Origin of the sequence: Shewanella sp. Iso12 (assembly GCF_012030025.1) — a bacterium.
In the GTDB taxonomy this organism is placed as follows: domain Bacteria; phylum Pseudomonadota; class Gammaproteobacteria; order Enterobacterales; family Shewanellaceae; genus Shewanella; species Shewanella algae.
In genome coordinates, this window is record NZ_JAAUHW010000002.1 from 136,284 (window position 1) to 162,104 (window position 25,821).

23 protein-coding genes are annotated in these 25,821 nt (G+C 51.3%); 12 read left to right on the forward strand and 11 right to left on the reverse strand.

What is annotated here, in order from left to right; all coding sequences use genetic code 11:
- Window positions 1-77: 77 nt before the first annotated feature.
- The 3 genes from HCX89_RS04570 to HCX89_RS04580 form a co-directional block, all read right to left on the reverse strand.
- Window positions 78-1,271 carry a hypothetical protein gene (locus HCX89_RS04570; RefSeq protein WP_123116690.1) on the reverse strand — a complete coding sequence of 398 codons (1,194 nt, stop codon included), beginning with the start codon at window positions 1,269-1,271 and terminating at the stop codon, window positions 78-80.
- A 156-nt stretch (window positions 1,272-1,427) separates the two neighbouring features.
- Window positions 1,428-2,243 (reverse strand): hypothetical protein, encoded by an 816-nt coding sequence (locus HCX89_RS04575; protein ID WP_144218288.1) that lies wholly within the window; start codon window positions 2,241-2,243, stop codon window positions 1,428-1,430.
- 2,237 nt (window positions 2,244-4,480) lie between these two features.
- Complete coding sequence (locus HCX89_RS04580) at window positions 4,481-5,368, reverse strand: GGDEF domain-containing protein (protein ID WP_306440256.1); 888 nt, start codon at window positions 5,366-5,368, stop codon at window positions 4,481-4,483.
- Between the two features lie 188 nt (window positions 5,369-5,556).
- On the opposite strand from HCX89_RS04580, the gene HCX89_RS04585 reads away from it, so the two are divergent.
- The gene (locus tag HCX89_RS04585; protein ID WP_144221401.1) at window positions 5,557-7,503 is read left to right on the forward strand and encodes a monovalent cation:proton antiporter-2 (CPA2) family protein; all 1,947 of its coding nucleotides are present in this window, start codon (window positions 5,557-5,559) and stop codon (window positions 7,501-7,503) included.
- A 156-nt stretch (window positions 7,504-7,659) separates the two neighbouring features.
- Complete coding sequence (locus HCX89_RS04590) at window positions 7,660-8,592, forward strand: hypothetical protein (RefSeq protein ID WP_167715236.1); 933 nt, start codon at window positions 7,660-7,662, stop codon at window positions 8,590-8,592.
- Window positions 8,593-8,599: 7 nt separating this feature from the next.
- Here HCX89_RS04590 and HCX89_RS04595 read toward each other — a convergent pair whose 3' ends face one another.
- The 4 genes from HCX89_RS04595 to xseB all read right to left on the reverse strand — a co-directional run bounded on the left by HCX89_RS04595 (window position 8,600) and on the right by xseB (window position 12,896).
- Window positions 8,600-9,724, reverse strand: coding sequence for a patatin-like phospholipase family protein (locus tag HCX89_RS04595; RefSeq protein ID WP_025887263.1), 1,125 nt, complete (start codon window positions 9,722-9,724; stop codon window positions 8,600-8,602).
- A 163-nt stretch (window positions 9,725-9,887) separates the two neighbouring features.
- Window positions 9,888-11,753 carry a 1-deoxy-D-xylulose-5-phosphate synthase gene (gene dxs, locus HCX89_RS04600; RefSeq protein WP_123116688.1) on the reverse strand — a complete coding sequence of 622 codons (1,866 nt, stop codon included), beginning with the start codon at window positions 11,751-11,753 and terminating at the stop codon, window positions 9,888-9,890.
- Between the two features lie 21 nt (window positions 11,754-11,774).
- Window positions 11,775-12,656, reverse strand: a complete 882-nt coding sequence (ispA, locus tag HCX89_RS04605; RefSeq protein ID WP_025012017.1) for a (2E,6E)-farnesyl diphosphate synthase — start codon at window positions 12,654-12,656, stop codon at window positions 11,775-11,777.
- A complete protein-coding gene (gene xseB / locus HCX89_RS04610; RefSeq protein ID WP_025012016.1) occupies window positions 12,657-12,896 on the reverse strand; it encodes an exodeoxyribonuclease VII small subunit in 240 nt (79 codons plus the stop codon). It abuts the gene before it with no gap.
- A 394-nt stretch (window positions 12,897-13,290) separates the two neighbouring features.
- Between xseB and pomA the strand changes: the two genes are divergently transcribed.
- The 3 genes from pomA to thiI all read left to right on the forward strand — a co-directional run bounded on the left by pomA (window position 13,291) and on the right by thiI (window position 16,614).
- Window positions 13,291-14,058: a flagellar motor protein PomA gene (gene pomA / locus HCX89_RS04615; protein ID WP_025012015.1), complete on the forward strand. Its 768-nt coding sequence runs from the start codon at window positions 13,291-13,293 to the stop codon at window positions 14,056-14,058.
- A gap of 4 nt (window positions 14,059-14,062) precedes the next feature.
- Window positions 14,063-14,998, forward strand: a complete 936-nt coding sequence (locus HCX89_RS04620) for a flagellar motor protein MotB (RefSeq protein WP_044734884.1) — start codon at window positions 14,063-14,065, stop codon at window positions 14,996-14,998.
- Window positions 14,999-15,159: 161 nt separating this feature from the next.
- The gene (thiI, locus tag HCX89_RS04625) at window positions 15,160-16,614 is read left to right on the forward strand and encodes a tRNA uracil 4-sulfurtransferase ThiI (RefSeq protein ID WP_028781018.1); all 1,455 of its coding nucleotides are present in this window, start codon (window positions 15,160-15,162) and stop codon (window positions 16,612-16,614) included.
- A 67-nt stretch (window positions 16,615-16,681) separates the two neighbouring features.
- Here thiI and HCX89_RS04630 read toward each other — a convergent pair whose 3' ends face one another.
- A complete protein-coding gene (locus HCX89_RS04630) occupies window positions 16,682-16,960 on the reverse strand; it encodes a hypothetical protein (RefSeq protein WP_025012012.1) in 279 nt (92 codons plus the stop codon).
- A 185-nt stretch (window positions 16,961-17,145) separates the two neighbouring features.
- Here HCX89_RS04630 and HCX89_RS04635 point away from each other — a divergent pair, with 185 nt between their 5' ends.
- The 6 genes from HCX89_RS04635 to rlmM all read left to right on the forward strand — a co-directional run bounded on the left by HCX89_RS04635 (window position 17,146) and on the right by rlmM (window position 21,895).
- The gene (locus HCX89_RS04635; RefSeq protein ID WP_025012011.1) at window positions 17,146-18,057 is read left to right on the forward strand and encodes a transcriptional regulator GcvA; all 912 of its coding nucleotides are present in this window, start codon (window positions 17,146-17,148) and stop codon (window positions 18,055-18,057) included.
- A 76-nt stretch (window positions 18,058-18,133) separates the two neighbouring features.
- On the forward strand, window positions 18,134-18,769 hold the full coding sequence (locus HCX89_RS04640) for a DUF1629 domain-containing protein (RefSeq protein ID WP_144221399.1): 636 nt from the start codon (window positions 18,134-18,136) through the stop codon (window positions 18,767-18,769).
- A 6-nt stretch (window positions 18,770-18,775) separates the two neighbouring features.
- Window positions 18,776-19,267 carry a hypothetical protein gene (locus tag HCX89_RS04645; protein WP_025887271.1) on the forward strand — a complete coding sequence of 164 codons (492 nt, stop codon included), beginning with the start codon at window positions 18,776-18,778 and terminating at the stop codon, window positions 19,265-19,267.
- Between the two features lie 124 nt (window positions 19,268-19,391).
- The gene (locus tag HCX89_RS04650; RefSeq protein WP_107110926.1) at window positions 19,392-20,036 is read left to right on the forward strand and encodes an alpha/beta fold hydrolase; all 645 of its coding nucleotides are present in this window, start codon (window positions 19,392-19,394) and stop codon (window positions 20,034-20,036) included.
- Between the two features lie 2 nt (window positions 20,037-20,038).
- Window positions 20,039-20,428: a DUF423 domain-containing protein gene (locus tag HCX89_RS04655; protein WP_025887273.1), complete on the forward strand. Its 390-nt coding sequence runs from the start codon at window positions 20,039-20,041 to the stop codon at window positions 20,426-20,428.
- A gap of 384 nt (window positions 20,429-20,812) precedes the next feature.
- On the forward strand, window positions 20,813-21,895 hold the full coding sequence (gene rlmM, locus HCX89_RS04660; RefSeq protein WP_062793958.1) for a 23S rRNA (cytidine(2498)-2'-O)-methyltransferase RlmM: 1,083 nt from the start codon (window positions 20,813-20,815) through the stop codon (window positions 21,893-21,895).
- A gap of 284 nt (window positions 21,896-22,179) precedes the next feature.
- Here rlmM and HCX89_RS04665 read toward each other — a convergent pair whose 3' ends face one another.
- A complete protein-coding gene (locus HCX89_RS04665; protein WP_025012006.1) occupies window positions 22,180-22,488 on the reverse strand; it encodes a hypothetical protein in 309 nt (102 codons plus the stop codon).
- 265 nt (window positions 22,489-22,753) lie between these two features.
- Here HCX89_RS04665 and HCX89_RS04670 point away from each other — a divergent pair, with 265 nt between their 5' ends.
- Complete coding sequence (locus HCX89_RS04670) at window positions 22,754-24,007, forward strand: valine--pyruvate transaminase (RefSeq protein ID WP_167715238.1); 1,254 nt, start codon at window positions 22,754-22,756, stop codon at window positions 24,005-24,007.
- 288 nt (window positions 24,008-24,295) lie between these two features.
- On the opposite strand, the gene HCX89_RS04675 is transcribed toward HCX89_RS04670, so the two are convergent.
- Complete coding sequence (locus tag HCX89_RS04675; protein ID WP_167715240.1) at window positions 24,296-24,865, reverse strand: hypothetical protein; 570 nt, start codon at window positions 24,863-24,865, stop codon at window positions 24,296-24,298.
- A 71-nt stretch (window positions 24,866-24,936) separates the two neighbouring features.
- Complete coding sequence (locus HCX89_RS04680) at window positions 24,937-25,542, reverse strand: zinc ribbon domain-containing protein (protein ID WP_157771152.1); 606 nt, start codon at window positions 25,540-25,542, stop codon at window positions 24,937-24,939.
- Between the last annotated feature and the right edge of the window lie 279 nt (window positions 25,543-25,821).

Genomic DNA, 25,821 nt, shown 5'->3' on the forward strand with positions numbered 1-25,821 from the left:
ACGGATTCCGCGCTCTACACGTTTCAAAGGGTTCACCCCTCCAAAGCGTGCTGGTGATGGCATTACACCACCGACGGCTAAACTTCACGTTGGAACCCCAAAAACGACTCAGGATAAAAATAATTATAGGCATCATTATTATCCTGCTTTAATTCAGCTTCCCTTTTACCTCTTTTTAGAATCTCTAGGCCAAAATTAGTTACTTTATTGTCCGAATCAATAAGTCCGTGTTGGCGAAGGTCGTCTAATTTTTCACACATTTCCTTAGTAGTCAACACTAAAACATTCCGGATTCTTTCAATATCTTTTCTCTTTTCCAAAAACCCTAAAATCATTACAAGCTGGTGATCTCCACGGTACTGCGCTATCTGATTGACAATTGATACGGCTAAATCATAATGGCCAACCATCCATAGTTCCTCTGCTGTAGTTTCAGCAGACATATCAAAGCTAAATAAAGCATAAAGCTCTGAAGGTACGCTTCTTTCTGGAAATAAAGGTGTCCAACCATTTTTTCCGCTTGACCAAAATATTGCCGGCACGTTATTTGGACAACCATGCTGAAATATAATCGGGCTTAATAACTTCCCATACCCAAGCCTTGCCTCGCATTTTTTTAATTTATATCCATAACTATCAGCAAGTCGTACGAGCTCCTTGTTTTCAGCTAAGAATGACTTCTCAATAACAAGATTAGCTTTTAGACTTGACTTTCCTACTTGCCTTATTTGGCTTGCTATATTGTTTATTCCGGTTTTATGGGCAGCAAAAGATAACACCCATATTTTGCACCAACCACGAGAGCACCATGATTTAATTCGCGCTGAAACCATGTTCCTCCACGACTTTATAAAACGGTCTCCGGTTCCTATAAAGTCATCGACATATATTATGTGTTTTACTTTACGAGCGCGCATTGAATCATCGCGCGGAGTAAGTTCTACATGCTTTGGCAATCTTCGCTCTAAGTTCCTTAATGCGTGAGAAATCCTTCCTGCGCTATCATTAGCTGACTTTTTTTCTTTTTCAGCATTGAACTTATTAATAAATGGCTTTGCTACAGGGAAAATTGCGATTGGAACTTTCTTGCCTTCTTGTTTTTCGATGTCCTCGATCAGCCCTTCAACGGACTTTTGCAACCACTCTTCAACCTCTTGAAACGGCACAAAGCGCATCTTTTTTAAAAGATAGCTAGCTAAATAATGATCAGGCAGAGCTGCGTCAAATTGTGACAGCCATTGCTTCACTCTAGGAATTTCCTCGATGGCCATACTTTGTCTCCCTGGTCTTTTATCGAGAACCCTTATGCAGAGCTCGTTTCTCATTCACACTAGCTATCATGGACTCTGGCGCAAATATAACGCCCGGCTCACGCGCCAGTTTGGAGCCGCGAAGCGGCGGAAAATCGGTCGCTGTGCAGCCGATTGTTAAGCAAAACCTGCACGTGCCTCGATTGTGGAACAAAGTTCCTGCTGCCGTCTGTCCATTAGCGAGAGATACTCCCCTAAATGCTCGAGTCGAACAACATCGACTCGATATGGAGATTTTTTATAATGCTTTGAAGGATAATCAAATTTAAAGGCAGCGCTGTTAATCTCCTCTACAACAATCTCTCCTTCATCTGAAAGTGTAGCCCGGAAAAGCGGTGCATTTAGGATAACCAGTGGCTGTACAAAGTGAATTTCGCAGGGATTATTAAGGATATCGTCTGTTTGATTCGCGCCATCAGGTGAAATTGAATCATAGTAAAACTCGGAAGCTTTAGACACAGAAACAAAAGACCCATACCAACGTGACGGCTGGTCTGGGTTTTTGAAAGATTCATGTATCCCACTGCCAAGCCAGCCATTTCTCCTGATAGGCGAACTCTTCTTCAAGGTCTCTGCAAACTGAACTGGCTTACCTGGTAAATTGATGGCTGATATTAGGTTGTTCCAGGCGCATGACAGTAAGAATGGGTGAGAGTGTTGATCAAAAACCACCCATGGTTTTTCGGATTTCTTTACCTCGCCACAGACGTGGAACTCTGTGTGAGTATAATTCTTCTCACCATTTTTTAAGTCAACTACTCTCGTTGCGACAATATCAATCTCCCGTGATTTGTCCTCATCCTTATCGAGGTAGCCATACCCGGCGCTTACAGACCATCCGGAATCAATAAAAATTTGACGAGCCCTAAGCTCGGTACTGAAACCCGATTTCTCTAAGTCTTTTTTGATGCTATCGATTAACTCTTTTCTCATAGTTTTGATGCTTAACAGCTGTATAGTGCGCATGCGCGTTTTAGTCCTCAGAGGAGTGTAAACGCGCATCGCTATCTGTTTGTATTAGCTGGATATAATAGAGTTTAGTCCTAATATCCCTTGCAGCTAAACGCGCATGCGCGGTTTCCAAACCTATTATCTACCAGCTGTATTTTTTTAAATTTATGAATTTAATGATATTTTCTGAAATGTTACAGAAATAACGCGCAAACTTAGCTGCAAATTTCCGGCATTTTTCCTAGAACGTCAATAATACTGTATAGAAAATCAGTTCTGAGGCGCTTACCATGAGCGCTTCAAGCCCTGCAACTAAGGGCCTTAAAACCAAGCGCCCTACAACCCAGGTCTTACAAAAAATGTTAAATAAAGCCATGGCTACCGCACGGGTCCAAACTCTGTTCGTCCCTGCATTCCGCTGAAAACGGAAAAGTGTTGCTGCTTTAGGCCTTAAGCTTAAGGAAGCGCTAAAGCTAAGCGCTTGAATTAGCTTTACAATAGCCAGTACTGAATGTGAAAACAATTAGCCAAAGGTCAAGTTTTGACAAAGGCAACAAAACCCTGATTTGAGGTGTTTTTTAAGCGGAATTGACTGAGTGTTTGCATTCTTCCCTGTTTTCGACGGTCACAGTCCCACCAGAACTAGAACCAGAGCCTGGAAATGAGCTGCATTTCTGCAAGCACTTCAGATATTTCAAGCTACTCAGTGCTAACAGGATTGCACCAACTCCCCTCGCCAGTAGCCGACAGCCGTTGGCGCAAATAACGTGGTTAAGCCGCGGTCAATCACCTGCGGTGCGCCTTTCGCACAGGCGATCCTGTGACACGGCGTGAATACGTCCATGTAGCCTCGACGAAAACGTCCCTGTTTTCGACGGTCACAGTTTCGCCTGTGCCTGGAATATGGGCGTATTTCTGTGGGCATATAGGTAGCTTCAAACAAGTTAGTTCTCACAGAATTGCACCAGTCCCCCCTCGGTGTCGCCGAAAGCCGTTGGCGCAAATAACGTGGCTGAGGCATGGATGCCGAAGCAGCGCCAGTCGAATCAGGGATGAGCGTCTGAAGCGATAGTTATTTGCGCCATAAGGCCGAGGGGCTTTCGACAGCGTGTGGGGCGGCAAGGGAGATCCAAGAGGGGATTGCTGTTGATCCCTTCTTGGTCGGGTGTGGGGCGAAGCTCCACGACTTTAGGCCGCTGGCACAGCGGCTAATATAGCTTCCAGCTAAAAGTTCCTAAGTTAGTATTGGCCGAGCTTCCGGCCACGGTGTAGTCAATCACCTGCGGTGCGCTCTCGCACAGGCGATCCTGTGACTCGCTGCAAGTACGTCCTTGTAAGCTCTGCCTCGCCATCCCTGGCTCGGAAGGTCACAGTTCCGCCTGTGCCTGGAAATGAGGTGTATGTCTGCAGAACTCTCAAATGTTTCCAGCTACTCAGCGCTAACAGAATTGCACCAGCTCCCCTTCGGAGCCGCCGCTGGCGTTGTTGCAAATCGGCGTAGCCGAGACAGGGATGTCGAGGCTCGAAGGTCGAGCAAGGTGAATGTTGCGAAGCAACAAGCTTATGAGCGCGAGCCAAGGAAGGCGAGCTGGCCGTTATGCATGGATGCATTTGGCGAGTCCTGAGTGTAGCCAATTTGCTTCATAAGCCAGTGGGGATTTCGGCTACGTCGGGGTGTCCTTGGGGATGCAAGGGGCTTTGGACAAGCAAAGCCCCTTGCCCGGTGTGGTGTGGAACACCACGACTTTGGGCCGCTGGCACAGCGGCTATTTATGGCTTTAAGCCAAAACTCACCAATGAACTTGATCCTAGCGGCTAGCTAAGTTGTAGCCAATCACCTGCGGTGCGCCTTTCGCACAGGCGATCCTGTGACTCGCTGCGAGTACGTCCTTGTAAGCTCTGCCTCGCCATCCTTGGCTCGGAAGGTCACAGTTCCGCCTGTGCCTGGAAATTAGGTGTATGTCTGAAGACACTTCAGATGTTTCAAGCTACTCAGTGCTAACAGAATTGCACCAATCCCCCTCGATGTCGCCGACAGCCGTTGGTGCAAATAACGTGGCTGAGGGCGAATACTCATCACTAGCGAAGATGGAGTTGAGTACCAAATCCGCGCGGTTAAAATGAAAACCAAGAGAGTCCTCTTGGTCTAGGGGCAAATCGAGGGGCAAAGCGCCGCGACTTATAGTTTCAATCGCGGGCTAGTCAATCGCAGGCTAGTCTCAATCGCGGGTCGCGATACAATATCTGTTACGGCCAGCGGCCTTGGCGCGATAAAGTGCACGGTCGGCCTGTTCAAACAGTTGATCCTGATTTACTCCGGCGCTCCAGGCGGCTATGCCTATGCTGCAGGCGATGCCGTGGCGATGAAACAGGGTTTCGTTGGCGAGCATTTCGAGCAGGCGCTCGCTCATGCGTACTGCCGACTCCAGATTGCCTTCCACCAATACCACAAACTCATCGCCACCTATGCGAAAAGCCTGGTCGGCATTGCGGATGCCACATTTAAGCAGCTTGCCGAACTGAGTCAGCACTCTGTCACCAAACTTGTGGCCGAGACTGTCGTTGAGCTGCTTGAAATTATCCAGATCAAGCACCACCAGAGATATCGGGCTGTGAGCCCGTCCGGCTCTGGCGAGCGAAGTACGGATACACTGACCGAAATAGTGACGGTTGCCAAGCTCGGTCAGGGAATCAAACATCGCCTGCTCCGACATCTGCGAATAGGCGATGGCGTTGAACAGCGGCTGTGACAGCAGGGCTTCTATCTGTTCAAGCTCTGCCTGCTCCACCGGGCTCAAAACCCTTTGCAACCGGTAGCGCAGCTTGGCGGTGCCCAGTTTACTGACCAGTTCTCTGCTCACCGTACTTTGAGAAGTACGCCCCCAGTGAAATTGATGTCCTTTCAGTCGCAGCTGTACTCCCTGTACCGGCAAATATTGTTGCAGCAGTTTGCCATAGCAGGCAAATACTGTCCGGGGATCGAGACTCGCATGCAACCGCTGAACCGCCTGCAGCAGATCCATCTTGGGACGGATAGCCTGAGGTTGATCAGACAGATACTGATAGTCTTCAGGGTAAAACTCTGTTGCCAGACCAAAGTCCATCATAAATACTCCAATAAGGCAGAACCTTTCACGACTGTTACAATGCAAAATGCGTGCCCGATAGGCTTTTGTCTGATTTGTATATAGATCTCATTGAGTTAAGCTTGGGAGTGTTACAGACAATGTTCATGTGACAAGTATTTGACGCCGACAAAATAATGAATTGAACCTTAGAGAGCAGGGGAGTGCGCATGGAACATGGATTCTTTATCCAGATCCTCTTGATGCTGGTTATTGCCATAGCGGCGATAGCCTTGCTCAGGCGTATAGGCTTGCCCGCTATTCTGGCCTACCTGCTGACGGGGGTTATCAGTGGTCCTTCCGGATTCAATTGGTTTTCGCAGCACCAGATGCAGTCGGTGGCCGAACTTGGGGTGGTGCTACTCATGTTTACCCTGGGACTGGAGTTTTCTGTACCCAGGCTCTGGGCCATGCGCCGCACTGTATTTGGCCTCGGCAGTGCTCAGGTGGTATTGACCACCTTGCTGGCCATGGGGGCCGGATTACTCTTTATCAGCGACGTGACTCAGGCGCTGGTGATAGGTTCAGTGACAGCCTTGTCTTCCACCGCCATAGTGCTGAAACTGCTCAACGACAAGGGCTGGCTCAAGCGCCGCCATGGCGAACTGTCGGTCAGTGTGTTGCTGTTCCAGGATCTGGCCGTGGTGCCCTTGCTTATTCTGCTGCCTTTGCTTGCCGATGGCAGCGAGCCTTTGACTGCCCTGCAGCTTGGGGCCGCTCTGGGAAAGGGGATCCTGGCCTTTATTGTGCTGATGGCTTTTGGTAAGTGGGCTCTGCCCAAATTGTTTGATGAAGTTGCCCGCTCCCGCTCCAACGAGCTGTTTGTGTTATCGACTCTGGTGGTGGCGCTCTTGACCGGCGCCTTTACCCAGTGGCTGGGGTTGTCCATGGCATTGGGGGCCTTTATGGCCGGGATGCTTCTGGGGGAGAGCCAATACCGGCGCCAGTTGGAGGCGGATATTCGCCCGTTCCGGGATCTCTTGATGGGACTGTTCTTTATCTCCATAGGTATGTTGCTCGACTTCAGTCTGGTGCTGGCCTATTGGTGGCAAATTTTACTGTTGCTGTTGGCGGTGATAGTCGGCAAGACGGCGATAGTCTTTGCCCTGCTGAGGCTGGCTAAAGAGCCTTTCAGGGTGGCCATGTCCACCGGCCTCAGCCTGGCACAGGTGGGGGAGTTTTCATTCGTGGTGCTGGCCCTGGCAGTGAGTTATCACTTGTTGGCCCCCAGTGTCAGTAACACTTTGGTGATGGTTGCCGTACTGTCGATGGCACTGGCGCCGGCATTGGTGCGTCATAGCATAGACATAGCCAGGCTGCTGCAGGGCCTTAAACCCAGGCCGGAACCGGCAGAAAACCTGCCGCCTTTGGATCCCCAGCAAGATCTGGTTCTGCTGCTGGGTTATGGCCGGGTTGGGCAGACCATAGGGCGGTTTCTCAAGGCCGAAGCTATCCCTTTTATTGCCCTCGACCGGGATCCCTCCCGGGTTGCCGAGGCGCGCCGGGCCGGAGAGCCTGTGTATTTCGGCGATGTTTGTAAGCGCAGTTTGCTCAAACAAGCCAATGTGCGCCACGCCAAGAGTATAGTGCTGACCTTTTGCGAGCAGCCGCAGTTGGAAGAGGCCTTGGTGCTGTGTCGGCAACTGGCGCCCGAAGCGCGGATCATGGTGCGAACCCGGGATGACAGCGAGCTTGAACAACTGGAGCAGGCCGGTGCCAGTCAGGTCATTCCGGAAACTCTGGAAGGCAGCTTGATGCTGGTATCTCAGGTGTTGTATCAATCAGGGGTCCCTTTGTCGCGGATCCTCAAACGGCTGGAGTCGGAGCGGCGCAATCATTATCAGTATCTGCACGGTTTCTTTTCCGGTGAGGAAGCCGACTTCTCTCTCGAATTACTGCATGCAGTGGCTTTGCCAAGAGGCGCCAGCGCCGTGGGAAAATTCAGTGCCGAGATCCCCTGGCAACAGCTCAGGGTGGAACTGAGAGCTGTGCGCCGCGGCGGCAGGGAGTACGAGCCGCCGGATGAAGATTGGCAGTTTCGCGCCGGTGATACCTTGCTTATTCGCGGCAAGCCCAGAAGGGTGGAGAAAGCCGAAGTTATTTTGCTTCAAGGCTGATTGCCCGGCCGCTGGCGTTGGTTTTATTTGCACGTTAAATGGGGTACTCTGCGACCTTTGTGGAGCTGAATGCCGGGAAGGACTGCTTGGCTGCATGTTGCAGCGACTTTTCCTGAATAAGCGTAAACCCGAGTGACCTACAAGGAGTTGGCAACCGTGACCCATGACAGTAATGATGGCCTCGATATCTCGTTCGAGGAACTGTTTGAGATTTTGACTTCTACCCAGCAGCTGCTGTTTTGCCGTGATGGCGATGTGCCGCTGATCCTGCCGGTGAATATCGATGGCAATGAAGAGGCCAGTCATTGTTATGCCTACCTTCCCATGATGGATGAACAGGAGGCGAGCCGGGTGCTTGCAGAGAATCTTAAACAACCGGCGGATTACTATCTCAAACCCATGCATTGGCAACGGCTTATTCTGACCGCTCATTTCAATGAGGTGCTGTTGCTGGAGCTGGCGGGCAAACTCGTGCTGCCGGTGGAAGATCAGCAAGCCTACCTGAGCTATATGGCGGCGCGCCTCAATGGTGAAGACTGCGTGCTGCGGGTCAACAATGTGGAAATCAGCCCTTGGCTCACCGGAGAGGCCGACGCTTGGGAGCTGGTGGAAGCACTGTTTGCCCGTTACGCCTCACTCAAGGGGATCTGGCTGGCCGACTGTCTGTGGCAACAGTCCGATGGCAAACCCGGTAAGCTGATCATTCTCGACGCCGAGCTGGCCAGCTACGAGATGTCGGCCGCCTTGCAGGATCAGGCCAAGGCGCTGGGTTATACGCTTGTCCAACTGAAAGATTTGACCCTGGATTATCAGTTGGATGCGCTGACTATACTGCCGCCGCTGGTGAGCCGAAGTGAAGCGGGGGAAGTGCGTCTCTATGTCGGCGACCCAAACCAGCCCTTTATTCCGTTTCAGCGCCACCACATAGTGCAAACCACAGTCGACAACCAAGAGAGCGATTCCCATGGTTTACAGGCTGAGAACATAGCCGCGACTGCCAATGAGCGGGAGCAAGACTCCACACCAACCTTTGCCGTGACTCTGGTATCAGTGTTGCTGGTGGTGGCCCTACTCATCTTTTTCGCCTGACTCATGCTCAACTGATATCGAAAAAGGCTTTCAATTCATCAATCTGGCACATGGCATCCTGATAACCCAAATCTATCAGGGCGCCTGTGTAGGCGTTCTCAAACAGCAGATAAGACACAATACTGGTGTCCGACTGGCTGTCTATGCCAATCAAAGCCAGCAGCCGACGAATGGCGAAGGGCATCTCCTGATAGTAACGCTTGGCCAGCTCACTGAGATCTTCACTGGGTTTAATCACTAAGGTATCAATCGGCCTCAAATCCAACTGTTGGCGACTCTGTTCCGGCACCAGCGCCAGAGTGCTGTTGATGCGCCTGAGCCGCTCCAGATCTGAATTCAGGGTATCGGAAAATATGGTATCCAGCAGATGACCGGCAATGGTGGCCGTCTTGGGATGATAATCCAGTTCAAGGGGCGTGTTCTTGTGTGGGCTGTCCAGGTTGATCACCATGATCCGCTTGGCGCCCAGATGTATCGGGCTGGACAGCGGCGCCAATTGATGCACCGAGCCATCGCCATAGTAAGACTGGGACAGCTTAATTGAGGGGAACACCAAAGGAATGGCGGAGCTGGCCATCAGGTGCTCTGTGTGCAGCCGGGTGCGCTCGCCGCTGCGTCTGGCCCTTTGCCAGTTCTCCAGCTCCTTATGGGCCTGAAAGAAGGTCACGGAGCGGGAGCTGTTGTAGCAGGAGGTGTCAATGCTCAGTGCCATCAGGGAGCCGCCGCGGATGTTGCGATCGATTCGCTCGAAGTTAATCAGCTCATTGAGCAATTGCCGCAAGGGTTCATTGTCCAGCAAACTGCCGGCGTCGGTATTGACAAGATCTCCCTGCATACCACGAAGGGCCATCTTGGCCAGGTGTGCCAGTACGCCGGTATTGGAGGCACGGTAGACTCTCTCAGTATGGATATTACGCCAGATCCATTCCAGCTTTCTCAGCCCAAGATGAAAACAGGATGCATGGGTGGCGATGGCGGTGCCATTGATGGCTCCGGCCGAAGTGCCGCAAACAATCTTGAATGGAATGGCGTGATTGCGGGGATAAAACTGCACCAGTGCCTTGAGCACCCCAACCTGATAGGCCGCTCTGGCACCACCGCCCCCCAACACCAAAGCCCTGCTTTCCGGCACAGCGCCTCCTTTGCTAAAGCCCAGAACCATAAGAGAATGCCAAGATATAGTATTGTCGCCACTAGCTTGGCTAGTTCAGTTTAACTCTAGCTGGCTTTGCTGTGGTCGGAGAAGCAAAAAACCGCCCTGAGGCGGTTTTTTTTAATGATAGCGGATGCTTATCTTATGCGAGCCGGTTTTGGATCTGCTCGAGAATACCACTGGCATCCAGCTTGAGCTCAGTCAGTATCTCTTCCGGTGAGCCGTGCTTGATAAATTCATCCGGCAGGCCAATTTGCAACACAGGCTTGCAGATCCCCTGGCTGGCCAGATACTCGAGCACGCCACTGCCGGCGCCGCCCATGATGGCGTTTTCTTCCACAGTTACCAGCAAGTCGTGATTGGCGGCCAGTTCCTTGATCAAATCTTCATCCAAGGGTTTGACAAAGCGCATATCGGCGACTGTGGCATCCAGGCTTTCGGCGGCTTCCAGGCTGGCAGCCAGGGTAGTGCCGAAGTTGAGAATGGCAATCTGTTTGCCCTGACGTCTGACAAGGCCTTTGCCTATCGCCATGGCCGTCATCTCTTCAACCTGCTCGGCGCCGGTTGCACTGCCGCGAGGGTAGCGCACTGCGCTTGGGCCCTGGTCGTAGCAGTAGCCGGTGTAAAGCATCTGCCGACACTCGTTTTCATCGGATGGCGCCATTATCACCATGTTGGGTACGCAGCGCAGGTAGCTGAGATCGAAGGCACCCTGATGGGTAGGGCCATCGGCGCCCACAATGCCGCCACGGTCAATGGCAAACAGCACCGGCAGGCGCTGCAGTGCCACATCGTGGATCAACTGATCATAGCCGCGCTGCAGGAAGGTGGAGTAAATGGCCACTACCGGCTTATAGCCTTCACAGGCAAAGCCCGCGCCCAGAGTCACAGCATGTTGCTCGGCGATGGCGGCATCGAAGTATTGCTCGGGGAATTTCTGGGAGAACTCCACCATGCCGGAGCCTTCACGCATGGCCGGGGTGATCCCCAGTACCTTGTCATCCTTGGCGGCTATGTCGCACAGCCATTTGCCGAACACCTGGGAAAAACTGGGTTTGCCCGGCTTGGTGGCCGGCTTGCAAAACAGTGAAGGGTCAAACTTGGGCACCGCATGCCAGCCGATGGGATCTTTCTCTGCCGGCTCATAACCTTTGCCTTTCTTGGTCATGATATGCAGCACCTGCGGCCCCTTGAGGCTGCGCATGTTGCGCAGGGTTTCCACCAGGGCATCCACATCGTGGCCATCGATAGGGCCTATGTAGTTGAATCCCAGCTCTTCAAACAGGGTTCCCGGAACCACCATGCCTTTCAGGTGTTCCTCGGTGCGGCGCGCCATCTCTTTGATGACGGGCATGCCCTTGAGTACCTTCTTGCCGCCTTCACGTATTGTAGTGTAGAAGCGGCCGGACATCAGCTGTGCCAGATGGTTGTTGAGGGCGCCAACGTTTTCCGAGATAGACATCTCGTTGTCGTTGAGCACCATCAGCATGTCTTTGTGCAGATCGCCGGCGTGGTTCATGGCTTCAAACACCATGCCGCCTGTCATGGCGCCATCGCCTATGACGGCCACCACTTTACGGCCGGCTTGCTCTTTATCGGCGGCGACAGCCATTGCCAGTGCGGCCGAAATCGAGGTGCCTGAGTGACCAACACTGAAGGTGTCGTACTCACTCTCTTCCCGCCAGGGGAAAGGGTGCAGGCCGCCTTTTTGGCGTATGGTAGGCATGCGATCGCGACGACCGGTAAGAATCTTATGCGGGTAGGCCTGATGACCCACATCCCAGACCAGGCGGTCAAACGGGGTGTTGTAGACATAATGCAGCGCCACGGTCAGCTCTACAGTGCCTAACCCTGAAGCAAAGTGACCGCTCGACATGCCCACAGATTTTAATAAAAACTCCCTGAGCTCGTCGGCCAGCTGAGGAAGCAGGCTTTGTGGAAGCTGACGCAGCTCTTCCGGGGTATTGGCCTGTGCCAGCACAGGAAACTGAGTGATATCCAGACTCATAACGAGATACTTTGTCTCTTTTTATACTCTTCGCTCAACGATATAGCGGGCGAATTCGGCAATTAACTGGCTATTGTATGGCAATTTGGCCAGCGCTGATAGTGCATCTTCCAGCAGTTTTTGGGCTGTGGCCTTGGCGCCCTCCAGTCCCAACAGTTTAGGATAGGTACTCTTGTTGGCGTCGAGATCCGACCCCTGGGGCTTACCCAGCTCTTCTGTACTGCCGGTGATATCGAGAATGTCATCCTGTACCTGGAATGCCAGACCTATGGCATCGGCGTATTCCAGCAGTGCCTGCCTTTCATTATCATCGACATCGGCGGCAATGACCGCAAACTCGACGGCGCAGCGGATAAGGGCACCTGTCTTCAATCTGTGCAGGGCGGTGAGCTGCGCAAGGGAGATCTCTTTGTCTGTGGCATTGAGATCCTGGGCCTGGCCGCCGCACATACCGCGGTAGCCGGAGGCTTTGGCCAGCGACTGCACCAGGCGCAGGTGTTGGCGGTCGCTGAGACCCTCGATATCGCTGCTGATAAGTTCAAAGGCCAAGGTCTGCAAGGCATCACCGGCCAGAATGGCGGTGGCTTCGTCAAAGGCGATATGCACTGTCGGCTGACCGCGGCGCAGGGCATCGTCGTCCATGGCCGGCAGATCGTCATGGATCAGCGAGTAAGCGTGAATACATTCTATGGCGGCGGCGCAATCATCGAGGCGCTCAAGGGGAACGCCGAGCATCTCGCCCACAGAGTAAACCAGAAACGGCCGAATACGTTTACCGCCCAGCAGGGCACCATGTCGCATGGCAGCCTTGAGTTTGGGCTCGGTATCATCCAGGGTGTCCAGAATGGTGCCAATCCTTTGATTGACTCTCTGCTGGTATTGGTTAATAGCTTGGGTTAACACTCACTCACCCTCGACATCAAATGGGCTCAATGGCGCCTGGGGATCCTGGGCCAGCAGTATGGCAACTTTCTGTTGCGCCTGTTCCAGTTTAGCCTGGCTGCTGCGCACCAGACCTATGCCACGCTCGAACTGTTTGAGAGCATCGTCCAGCGATACTTCACCGCGTTCCAGCTCGGCGACTATGCGTTCCAGTTCGTTGAGAGATTCTTCAAAGCTCAGATTTTCGGGTTTTTTGGCCACATCGGTTTCCTTGGTGCACCTTGGTTGCCGGCCCATTCCTGCGACCTGATTGTCACGGTGCAAAGGTATAAGGGGAGGGGATTGGCTGCAGGTGTCTTGGCGTTATGTTCAGCGTGACACAAGGTATATCAGGGCGCGATAAGGGTCAAATTGAAGCGCCCGTTATTTGCTCAACAGCACGCTTTGTCGCTGATTTTTTTTGGAGAAAATTAAAATCTTCCTAAACTTGCCTAAGCCCTGTCCGATAACTCAAAATAGAAACTGTTGAAAATTATCATATTCATCTCCTGCGAATAGCCAAGATCCTATATCACCCTTTGAGGCGGATCGGCTTGTATGGGATAGAGATCCCGGCCACACTGTGTCGGGTCTGCTTTAGAGGTGAGGAGCCACTGTGGATTTAGCAACCCTGATAGGACTGGTAGGTGCTTTTGCTTTTATTATCATGGCAATGGTCAGCAGTGGCGGCATTGCAATCTTTATTGATGTGCCTTCGGTATTGATTGTGATGGTAGGTTCGCTGTTTGTGGTGATGATGAAATTCAACCTCAAGCAGTTTTTGGGGGCGGTCAAGATTGCCGCCAAGGCGTTTATGTTCAAACTGGACAAACCCGAAGAGTTGATTGAACAGTCGGTCACCATGGCCGACGCCGCCCGCAAAGGGGGCTTCCTGGCGCTGGAAGAGGCGCAAATTTCCAACAGTTTTATGCAAAAAGCGGTCGACATGCTGGTGGACGGCCACGACGGCGATGTGGTGCGTGAAGCACTGGAGAAGGATATTCAGCTGACCGAAGAGCGCCACAAGGCGGGGATCAGTATCTTCAAGGCGCTGGGTGATGTGGCGCCGGCTATGGGCATGATAGGTACCCTGATTGGTCTGGTGGCCATGTTGTCCAACATGGATGACCCTAAATCCATCGGCCCGGCAATGGCGGTGGCCTTGCTGACCACCTTGTACGGTGCGGTTATTGCCAACATGGTGGCGATTCCGATTGCCGATAAGCTGGCGCTGCGGATGAACGAAGAGATGCTCAACCGCAATCTGATTATGGACGCTGTACTGGCTATTCAGGATGGCCAGAACCCCAGAGTGATTGAGGGCTTCCTCAAAAATTACCTGTCTGAGAAACAGCGCAAAATAGATACAACGGACGGAGAGTAACACTATGGCCAAGCCCAAGTGTGATTGTCCGCCACCCGGCGCACCCATGTGGCTGGCAACCTTTGCCGACCTGATGTCGCTGCTGATGTGTTTCTTCGTGTTGCTGCTGGCCTTCTCCGAAATGGATGTCATGAAGTTCAAACAGATAGCCGGCTCGATGAAATACGCCTTCGGGGTGCAGAACAAGGTTGAAGTGAAAGATATTCCCAAAGGCACCTCAGTGATTGCGCTGGAGTTCCGCCCCGGACGCCCGGATCCCACCCCGATTGAAATAATCAACCAGCAAACCAACGAGATGACCCAGCAGATCCTCGAGTATCAGGAAGGGGATGACGACAGTGCCGGTGGCGTGCAGCAGCAAAGGGGCGAGCAGCGTGGCGGCGAGGCTTCGGCCACGGCGCAGGAGCAGGCCGAAGACAAGAAGACCCAGGAACAGCAGGCGGCTCAGGATCAGATTAACGAGCAGGTCAAGAAGATGGCCGAGGCGCTCAACAAAGAGATAGTGGACGGCGCTATTGAAATCGAGTCTCTGGGGCAGCAGATTATCATCCGTATTCGGGAGAAGGGCGCCTTTGCCTCAGGTTCGGGGTTCCTGCAACCCAGGTTCAAACCTGTGGTGCAGGCGGTTGGCGAGCTACTCAAAGATGTACCCGGGATAATCACAGTCTCCGGCCACACGGATGACATGCAGATAAGCAATGAGCTGTACAGCTCCAACTGGGACCTGTCCAGCCAGCGGGCGGTGGCAGTGGCCCACGAATTGGTCAAGGTGCCCGGCTTTGATGCCAGCAGAATGAAAGTGGTGGGCATGGCTTCCACTGCGCCTTTGGTGGCCAACGACTCGCCGGAGAATCGCGCCCGTAACCGCAGGGTGGAAATCTCTATTGAGCAGGGCAAGGCCAAAGAGTCTGATGAGATTGAAGTCGATCCCAATCTTTGATGGCGCAGTATCATCAGAATCAGAGCAGCCTGAAAACGGCTGCTTTTTTTATGCTTCTGCAATCCGGGCACGGCTTTGGAGTGGCAAATCTCTGTGCCAGCTAGCGGGTCTTTGTTATAATCCCACGATTGCTGTTTGAAATTTTTTTCCTCGGGATCCCCATGAAGTTTATCGTAAAGCTGTATCCAGAAATCATGATGAAGAGCAAACCGGTAAGAATGCGTTTTACCAAGATGCTCGAGTCCAATATCCGCAATGTACTCAAAAAAGTGGATGAAGACGCTGCCGTTACCCGCCAGTGGGATCGGATTATGGTGCAGGTTCCCAAAGACAAACCCCAGCTAAAACAAGTTTTTGCCGAGCGTCTGGCTTGTATTCCCGGGATTTCTACCATCAGCCAGGTCAATGAATACAGCTTTGAAACCGTTGATGATATCTACCAGCATGCGCTCAAGGTGTATGCCGACGAGCTGGCGGGTAAGACCTTCTGTGTCCGCGCCAAGCGCAGCGGCAAGCACGACTTCAGTTCGCAGGATGTGGAGCGTTACGTAGGTGGTGGCCTGAACCAGTTTACCGAAGCGGCCGGTGTGCGCCTCAAAGACCCGGATATGACCATTCATCTGGAGATCAACAACGACAAACTCTACCTGGTGGAGAAGAAGATCCCCGGACTTGGTGGATTTCCGATCGCGACCCAGGAAGATGTGCTGTCCTTGATCTCCGGCGGTTTTGATTCAGGGGTGTCCAGTTTCCAATTTATCAAAAAGGGTTCCCGTACCCACTACTGCTTCTTCAACCTGGGCGGTGCCCAGCACGAAATCGGGGTCAAGCAGGTGGCGCACCATTTGTGGAAGACCTATGGCGAGTCGCATAAAGTCAAGTTTGTGACCGTTCCCTTTGAGCCCGTAGTGGCCGAAATCCTCGAGCGTATAGACAATGGCCTGATGGGCGTCATACTCAAGCGGATGATGATGCGCGCCGCCGCCAGGGTGGCGGAGCGTATGGGGGTTCAAGCACTGGTCACAGGTGAGAGCCTGGGACAGGTATCCAGCCAAACCTTGACCAACCTCAATGTGATTGACCGCTGTGTCGATACCCTGATCCTCAGACCTTTGATCACCATGGACAAGCAGGACATCATCAATGAGAGCCGCAAGATAGGCACGGAAGACTTTGCCAAGTCCATGCCTGAATACTGCGGCGTGATTTCACAAAAACCCACGGTCAAGGCGGTGTTGTCCAAGGTTGAAGCCGAGGAAACCAAGTTTTCCGAAGATCTGCTGGACCGGATTATCGCCGATGCCGTGGTCATGGATATTCGGGAGATAGCAACCGACATGGATACCAAAGTAACGGAAACCGAAACCGTCGCCAGTGTCGGTCAGGGTGAAGTGGTGCTGGATATCAGGGCGCCGGAAGAGGAAGAGAGCAAGCCGCTGCAACTGGAAGGTGTCGAGATAGTTCATATTCCTTTCTTCAAGCTGGCCAGCGCCTTTGCCGAGCTCGATCGCAGCAAGACCTATCTGCTCTATTGCGACCGCGGCGTTATGAGTAAACTGCAGGCGCTCTACCTTCAGGAGCAAGGGCACGGTAACGTCAAGGTTTACCGCCCCTGATAAACAAAAAGCCGCCTCTCTCGAAGCGGCTTTTTTGCTGCTGACGCTCAGCGAAATCCAATGGGGCTCAGTTAAGCTGAACCTTTGATGGACTGGCTGCCGCGTCTTCGGCCAACAGCAGTGTCGGCTCGTCCAGCGCATGGGTTCTGAGCTCTTCGCTGTTGGCGGCAATGTTACGGCTCAGCTCCTGCTCAAGCAGTTTAAAGTCTATCTGCACCGCAGGGGCTTCGACAGCGACTCTTGGCAGAGGACGAGCTTGCGCCGGTGCAGAAAGACTTTCCGCAGCCACGGCGCTGGTGCTCATGCCAAACAGCAGGAGCACAAAAGCGGATTTAAAGTTCAACATGGGATGCCTCCGGGTGAGAACGGGCACTGAGTGCCAGTGTCAGACCTTCCCTTCGACTGCTCAGAGATTGTCTGAATATTCAACTTTTCGGCGCAAAATTTAACCAAAAGCGCTGGCTTTAACAAACGATAAAATGTAACAATCTGGATTAGAAAAACTAATTAAAAAATGAGAAGTGGATCACTATGTCAAAACGACTCCCTCCGCTGAATGCGGTCAAGGCGTTCGAGGCAGCAGCAAGGCATTTGAGCTTTACCCGCGCCGCCGAAGAACTGTTCGTTACCCAGGCCGCAGTGAGTCATCAGATCAAGGCGCTGGAAGACTTTCTGGGATTAAAATTATTTCGCCGAAAGAACCGCTCGCTGCTACTGACCGAAGAGGGGCAAAGCTACTTCCTCGATATCAAGGATATTTTTACCCAACTGTCGGATGCCACCGACAGGCTGTTGGCCCGCAGCGCCGTGGGTTCCTTGACTGTCAGCATGTCGCCCAGCTTTGCCATTCAGTGGCTGGTGCCGCGTCTGGCAAAATTCAGTGAGAAGAATCCCGATATCGATGTGCGGATCAAGGCGGTGGATGCCGAGTTCAGCGCCCTGTCCGACGATGTGGATGTGGCAATTTACTATGGTCAGGGTAACTGGCCCGGGCTCAGGGCCGACAAACTGCGCAACGAAGTGTTGATCCCCGTGTGCTCGCCAATGCTGCTCAACGGCCCCAAGCCATTGGAAAAGCCTGCCGATCTTAAATATCATACCCTGCTGCACGATATGAGCCGTCATGATTGGCAGGCCTGGTTCCGCCAATGCGGCGTAACGGATGTCAATGTGAACCAGGGGCCGATATTCAGCCACTCATCTCTGGTACTGCAGGCGGCGGCCCATGGCCAGGGGGTTGCTCTGGGCTACAGCGTGCTCGCCCGCCCCGACATCAAGGCCGGGCGTTTGGTCTGTCCGTTCCAGGAGGTTCTGGTCAGCAAAGATGCCTATTATCTGGTGTGCCAGCAAAAGCATGCCGAGTTAGGTAAAATCGTCGCGTTCCGCGAATGGATGCTGGATATGTTTGCCGAGGAGTCACGTAGTGAATTGTTGCCGGGATAAGTCGGTAACACGCTTCTCTGCATATATAGGAAGGCACTACAAAGAAGTGAAAGCTTGCAGTTTATAGGGAACTTTGATGGAACTGGCTTACATAAATGAAAACACGGAAGAGAGTGATGCCATGTTTAGTTGCTCTGATAACAGAGGGCACCTGTACGAAGACATGGACTACATTCCAGTGAGCGCATTGAGTGCGATTATTTGGGAGGATGAAGACAGTTATTCAGAAGCTGTTTTCGATATCACAAACTCAGGGGATTTAAGCGTTACCAAACCTATAGCAGACGTTTTTATGAGCTTTGACCCATATGGCGTCGCTTTTCTGCCCAATAGATTACAGTGCATGGATGGCCTGTCGACTCAGCAGCGATATATTATCGCGATAAATAACGAGTTGGATGTATTGGATGAAGACAAGTCAGTTATAAAAAACGTTATCAGGCATTATGATCCCAAAAAGCACGGCTACGATGTGCCATTGGAAGAGCAGAAGCCTTTTCATTCAATCATAGTTAGTAAATTGTATCTTGATCGAGAAAAACTCGAGTCTTATCCCATGAACCGCAGACACATTTTCAGGGTTAAAGGTACCAATAGCTTTTTCTTTTCTTCAGAAGTATATGATGAACTCTATAATATCGCTCTACAGGGGTTAGCTTGCGGACTGACCGCTTTTAAGTTTGATGTCGATGATGAAGCACCAAGGAGATAATAGTAAGTGAAAGATGAATACTCGATACTCACTAAACAAAATATGGATACTTTCCCATTCCAACAAACACCTGCACCAGTAGGTGCTGCAGCACCGGATCTGTTATTGGAAATGACCTTTTCTCCAAAGCTGTTCATTATTGGTGATATAGCATCCAAACTGGAGCCATTGGTGCAGCATGGTGTTGAATGGCTGGATGCTCGTGTTGACAATTCGCCAAGTCAACCTTCGGATGAACAACTCGAGGTATATGACAACTATCGAATGCCTTATATCCAGCAGACGTACAGATTGACGGATAAAGAAAAGCAATTTGGTAAGTTGAATTGGTTAGATACTGATTCGACAGAGTTCGATTTTTCTAAACTGGAAAATATTCCTGTGGAACAAAGGTTGATATTTAAACTGGAAGAGGACTTTGGCTTGGTGTTTATTCATAAAAGTGTGATTGATTTGTTGAAAGAACATGTAAAAACGGTATGGGTAAGAGATATATAATTACCGCTTGGTCGTTTTTTAACGCTATTTTTTAATAAATTGATTTGTCAGGGAAGTACGGTATTTAATATTGTGGTTTATTCGAATCCAAGCATGAAAACTATTGTATCTTCGGACAGGGCTGATGATGAACTTGAATACTAACTGGCTGCTGGATCAAGGTAAGGACAGTGACACTCTGGTGTTGTTCGCCCATGGCGCCGGTGCCGATATGCACAGCGACTTTATGGCGGATTATGCCACACTGTTGTCCGCCAGCGGCCCGAGCGTGCTGAGGTTTAACTTTCCTTATATGGTCAAGCGCGGCGAGGATGGCAAGCGGCGCCCGCCGGACCGGGCACCTGTGCTGTTGCAGGCCTTCGAGCAGACCTTGGCGGCAGCGGTTGCCGAGTTTGCGCCCAAGCGACTATTTTTGATGGGCAAATCCATGGGCGGGCGGATGGCGGCCATGCTGGCGGCCAATGATAAACTGGCGATGACCCCCAGCGGCGTTATCTGTCTTGGTTATCCGTTTTTGCCGCCGAAGAAGACCGAACCCAGACTTGAGCCCTTGTGGGAGTGTGCCTCGCCTCTGCTTATTTTGCAGGGCGAGCGCGACAGTTTCGGCAAGCGCGAGCAGTTGGCCTCCTGGGCGCTGCCCGAGCAGGCCAAAGTACGCTTTATTACCGACGGAGATCATAGTTTTGTGCCGCGCAAGTCGTCCGGAACGGATCTTAAGGCTAACCTGCAGGATGCCGTGAAAGAATCACTTTTATTTATCGGGAGTTAGTTATGCGTAAGGGGTTATTGTTACTGGCGGCCATCAGTGGTTTCTTTGCCGTTGCTCTGGGAGCTTTTGGCGCCCATGGACTCAAGACCATTGCACCTGCCGAGTTGATCGCCATATTCAACCTGGGGGTGGAATATCAGTTTTATCACACCTTTGGTTTGATCACCCTGGCCTTTGCCGGTCACTGGTTCAAGTCGCGTCTGATTGACTGGGCGGCGGGGCTGTTTATCGCCGGGATCTTTATGTTCTCCGGCTCGCTGTATCTGTATGCTCTGACCGGCACCAAGTGGCTGGGCATGGTAACCCCTCTCGGCGGCAGCTGCTTCCTGGTGGGCTGGTTATTGTTGGCGGCAGCGGTATGGCGCCACCGCATGGATGAAACCGGGCTTTAAGTCTGGTTGGCTAAAGCCATTATTTACTAAAATAATCATTTACTAAAGTAATTGCCCACTAAAGCTGTCCTCTAAAAAGCGAGCCCTCCAGAGAGATAGATAGTTAGAAATATAGCTATTTAAGTAGATAGTCCGCAGGCATGCCCTGGCAAACACCCGCCCAAGTGGCGGGTGTTCTATTCCCAATTGCCGAAGGGCAGGGTGCATGGGCCGATACGCGCTGCAGGCCGAGGTCAATTTAGCCCGAGCTTTCTTACAAGCCTGGCATGCTCGGCTTTTCATTCTCACCGAGTCAGGCAACTCCTATTCACAATGCTATGGTATACTCGCGCCTTCGCCAGTTGCCGGAGGCTTTCCGGTAAGATTCACTGTTTGGAAATACCAATGAACAACCTGTTTCTGTTTTGTCGTGCCGGCTATGAAAAAGAGTGCGCGGCCGAGATCCAAAATCGGGCGGCACTGCTCAATGTCGGTGGTTTCGTCAAGGCCAATAACAACGATGCCTATGTGATCTTTCAATGTTTTGCTGAAGGGGAAGCCGACACCCTGGCACAGGAACTGGCGCTGGACTCATTGATCTTTGCCCGGCAGATGTTTGTCTGCGGCGATCTGCTCAGTGACCTGCCCCCCGAAGACAGGGTAGGGCCAATTACCGCCGCACTTGAAGATGTCAGCAGGGGCGGTGAACTCAGGGTCGAAACTCCGGATACCAACGAAGCCAAAGAGCTGCTGACCTTCTGCCGCAAGTTTACTGTGCCGCTGCGTCAGTCGCTGAAACAGAGCGGTACTCTGCTGGCCAAGGAAAACCCCAAGCGACCGATAATCCATGTGTGCTTTGTGGCACCGGGCAAGGCGTTTGCCGGTTATTCCTACAGCCATAACTCGTCACCGTTTTTTATGGGGATCCCCAGGCTCAAGTTTCCCGCCGATGCGCCCAGCCGCTCGACTTTGAAACTGGATGAGGCCTTCAATCACTTTATTCCCGAGCCGCAGCGGGAAGAGCGTTTGCGCAGCGGCCTCAACGCCGTGGATCTCGGCGCCTGTCCCGGCGGCTGGACCTATCAGTTGGTGCGCCGCGGTATGTTTGTATCGGCCGTCGACAATGGCCCCATGGATGCAGGATTGATGGAAACCGGCCAGGTAACTCACTTCCAGGCCGACGGTTTCCGTTTCGAGCCCAAGCGCAAGAACATCTATTGGCTGGTGTGTGACATGGTGGAAAAACCGGCCAGGGTGGCCGAGCTGATGGAAGCCTGGGCCATCAATGGCTGGTTTAAAGAGGCTATCTTTAACCTGAAACTGCCGATGAAGAGCCGTTATAAAGAGGTGAGCACCATATTGGAAAATATGCAGGCCATTCTCAAAGAAAACGGCATCACAGAGTTTAAGCTGGCCTGTAAACACCTCTATCACGACAGGGATGAAGTGACTGTGCACCTGTGGCTGCGGCCCAACTCGCCTTGGTGAGTTGGGGAAGGTGCGAACAAGTCCCATGTGTGCTCTGCGTCGGCTTATGGGCCTGGATGCAAGGCGTGGTTCGTAGCAAATGGCCCTAGTCCTTTGCAAGAAGCACAACACAGCAGGCAGGTCTGTAAGCCACGCCCTTCGGGGCTTTCACAGCAACCGGCTCTCTGCGTTATCTGACTTCGACATGCCCCGGCATGCCTTCAGTCAGATGCCTTGAACGCCAATTGCTGTGTAAGCCAGAGTGCCACGAGGACTTATTCGCACTTTCCTAGCCTTGATGCTTTTCAGCTCAAGGCCAACTGCTGTAGCACGGCATCCGGAATATCATACTGGCCGCAAACCCACTCAAGATTGCCGTCAACAAAGCCGAGTAGCTCCCGGGTCAACATCAGGTTATAGACGGCATCGGCCACTAGGCTAACGTATTCGGCTTTCTTTCTCGGTGACAAGTGATGGTGGCGCCGGTAATCCTGCAGTGCCTGTTCCAGCTTCTTGCCGGCAACGCCCAAGGAACCGGCTTGTTCCCGCATCAATTCCTGCTCTAACAGACTCTGCTGTTGCTGCTTTAGTTCACTCAGTTTTGAGGCTGACACCCGCTACTCCTCTGGCTGCTTGTCCTGTTTTTAAGTGTGTGCCCCTGATAATGGATCAACAAGTCGATGTCGGCGAAATGTTCGCTGGCGCACAAAAATCTGCTCTCAAATGACCATGCAACTCTTACTTGGGCGCTTGCAGCCATTTAAGCTTGGTAAATATTGAGTTGTATCACGCAACTAAAAAACTTTTAAGGTGTAATCTGCCGCGGTTCCTGCTACTAAATAAGTTCTGTTTCTTGATATGAGTCTGCGGATAGAAGTAATGCAGTTTTCCAAGTTTGGTGACAAGTTTAACCGTTATACAGGTATCACCCAGTTGATGGATGATCTCAACGAAGGGCTACGCACTCCGGGGGCGATTATGCTGGGTGGCGGTAACCCGGCGGCCATCCCCTCCATGCTGGACTATTTTACCGAGCTTAGTGCCGATATGTTGGCCAAGGGCGAGTTGCTCGCGGCCATGACCAACTATGATGGCCCGCAGGGAAAAGATGCCTTTCTCAATGCCTTGGCCAAGCTGCTGAACGATACCTACGGTTGGTCGCTAACCAAAAACAATATCAGCCTCACCAACGGCAGCCAGAGCTCCTTTTTCGCGCTGTTTAACCTGTTTGCCGGTACCACAGCCGAGGGGCAAAAACGCAAGATTTTACTGCCGCTGGCTCCGGAGTATATCGGCTACAGTGATGCCGGTCTGGAAGATGAACTATTTCGTACCTTCAAGCCGGAAATCACCAAGCTGGATGGCGGCTTGTTCAAATATCACATCGACTTTGAAAGGCTTAAAGTCGATGCCGATATCGGCGCCATTTGTGTTTCGCGGCCGACTAACCCCACAGGCAATGTGCTGACCGATGAAGAGGTTGATAAGCTGGATAAGCTGGCAAGAGCGCACGGGATCCCGCTGATCCTCGACTGCGCCTATGGCTCACCTTTCCCCAATATTCTGTTTGAAGATGTGACTCCTTTCTGGAACGACAACACTGTGTTGTGTATGAGTCTCTCCAAGTTGGGGCTGCCGGGGCTGCGCTGCGGCATAGTGATAGCCAACGAAGCCATCACCCAGGCGCTGACCAATATCAACGGTATTATCTCTCTGGCACCGGGCAGCATGGGCCCGGCGATGGCGACAGAGATGATAGCCCGTGGTGATATGCTGCGGCTCGGCAATGAAGTGGTGCGGCCTTTCTATCTGCAGCGGGCGCAGCAAACCGTAGCCATGTTGCAACAGGCTCTGCCGGACCCCAGATTCAGAATTCATAAACCCGAGGGCGCGATTTTCCTCTGGCTCTGGTTTGAGGGCCTGCCCATCAGTGCCATGGAGCTTTATCGACGCCTGAAAGCCAGGGGCGTATTGGTGGTGCCCGGGGAGTATTTCTTCTTCGGACTGGCCGAAGAGTGGCCACACGCCGGTGAGTGTATTCGGATGAACTATGTACAACAACCCGAGTTGATGCATCGCGGCATTGAAATCATCGCCGAAGAGGTCAATAAGGCCTGGGCGCAGCTTGGTTGAAACCAAATCTACAACAGGAGAGTTGCTTGCTGTGAGTTTTAAGCAACTCTGCTGTAGCGTTATGAATCGCCACTAGTTTTCCAGACACCTTTTAGTTAGATAAACTCGCTAATTGTCAGAAATTGTTTAGCTGAATCTCTGAGGCTCCAAGATATTTCTCTTCAATCGAACTTTGCGTCTGAAGTTTGACTTTCGCACTCACTTAAACAGCTGAACGGTCCTCAAAGGGAAAGAATAATGTGCTCTCACCGCATGCCAGTAACAGGGACGATTAAAGTCTTTACTCAGCTAATACTGGATGTCTTTATTGTTTGTTTGAAGCCCATCATAAAAGTCAGCCAAAGCCTTATGAACCTCTCTCTTTTGAACTGCTACTCGTTTTCTAAGGTCGACGACCTCATCATATGTAGGTACTTCCTTGTCAAAAACTATTCTGTCACGGAGTTCTTTTTCGAGAGAGTTGAATTTACCAAGAGCTTTTACGGCAACATTAGCTTTTACAAGCCTCAATCTAGATATCGCAGATTTCTGATATGCCCATCCTTCGACTAAGGCCTGATCTCGTTCATTTATAGATTTTTTTTGCTTAACACTAAAATCATTCCCTTCTTCATTATTGTTTTTTTGATGCTTCGTGATACCTGCTATCTTTGCAATGTATGAGTCAAAAGAGCGAAAATACGTTTCAACATCATCAGATATCTGTTCAAGTAACTTTGTTTTATGTTCCAGCATAAACTTTTGCTTTTCAGATCTATGTGAAGTCTTAACACCTAAGTACGTAAAGACTCCTGTTATCAGCGCCCCTAAGCCTATTTTTACAGCTGTATCAGCGACATCAATCCATTCTTTGGGCAAAACACTCTCCTTTGTAGACTTAACGCTCAAAGCAGCGGTGCGTAGCATCCGCTGACTTTGCTTGTTAAATTTTAATCTAGAACAGTTGGATCGAAGTTCCAGATATGATCACCGTTTCTAGAGCAACGAACAAATGTTTTGCTGCTATTTTGAGACACTTTTAGATCCACAAGTTTAAGTGTTCCATCGCATTTGGGGCAGCTACCAGAAACTTTTGTAAGAAACACTTCGCCTTCCTTATTTGATTCAAGGTTGAACCACTTTAGCCTTGAAAATCTGGTTTTCCACAAAATAATACCATTTAAAAGAAGGAACATGCTTAACACGAGGATCACCAAAAACAAAAAGTGCCACATGCTTCCAAGAACACTAAATATTGATGCCCAGCTCCCGACGAAACCTACCAGACCTGAAATTATTAACCATGAAGTTCGTACAGAACTTCCACCAAGAGTAATGGGCTTAACATAAGTTCTATCAATGTATGCTTTCTCTTCTTGGTTTCCCGACTGATATACGTCACCTACGTGAAGGTGGCTGTTAGAGATTGTATTGCTACCCGCTATATTTACGCTGCCATCGCCCTCTGCCGAGTTTGTTGAGGATAATGATGTCCCACAGTTACCACAGAAATTATCAGTATCATTCACTTCTTTTCCGCATTTAGTACAGTGCACGATGACTCCTTGTGAAATTTAACGCCCGCCCTAGGGAATTCCCAGATAATTCCCTTTTTATTTAATTCGGTAGACACGTATGGTGTTGATTGTTCTAATCAAAAAATTAAAAATCAAGCCACCCACTGTAAAACAATAACTTAATCTTCTTTTAGTCTGCGTTCAAGCACCAGTAGGGGATTTGAGCACCCGGAGGTAGAAAGATATCCGTGAGTTGCAGAGGTTTGATGAAATCGTAAAAATCAAGCCACCCATTGTAAAACAATAACTTAATCTTCT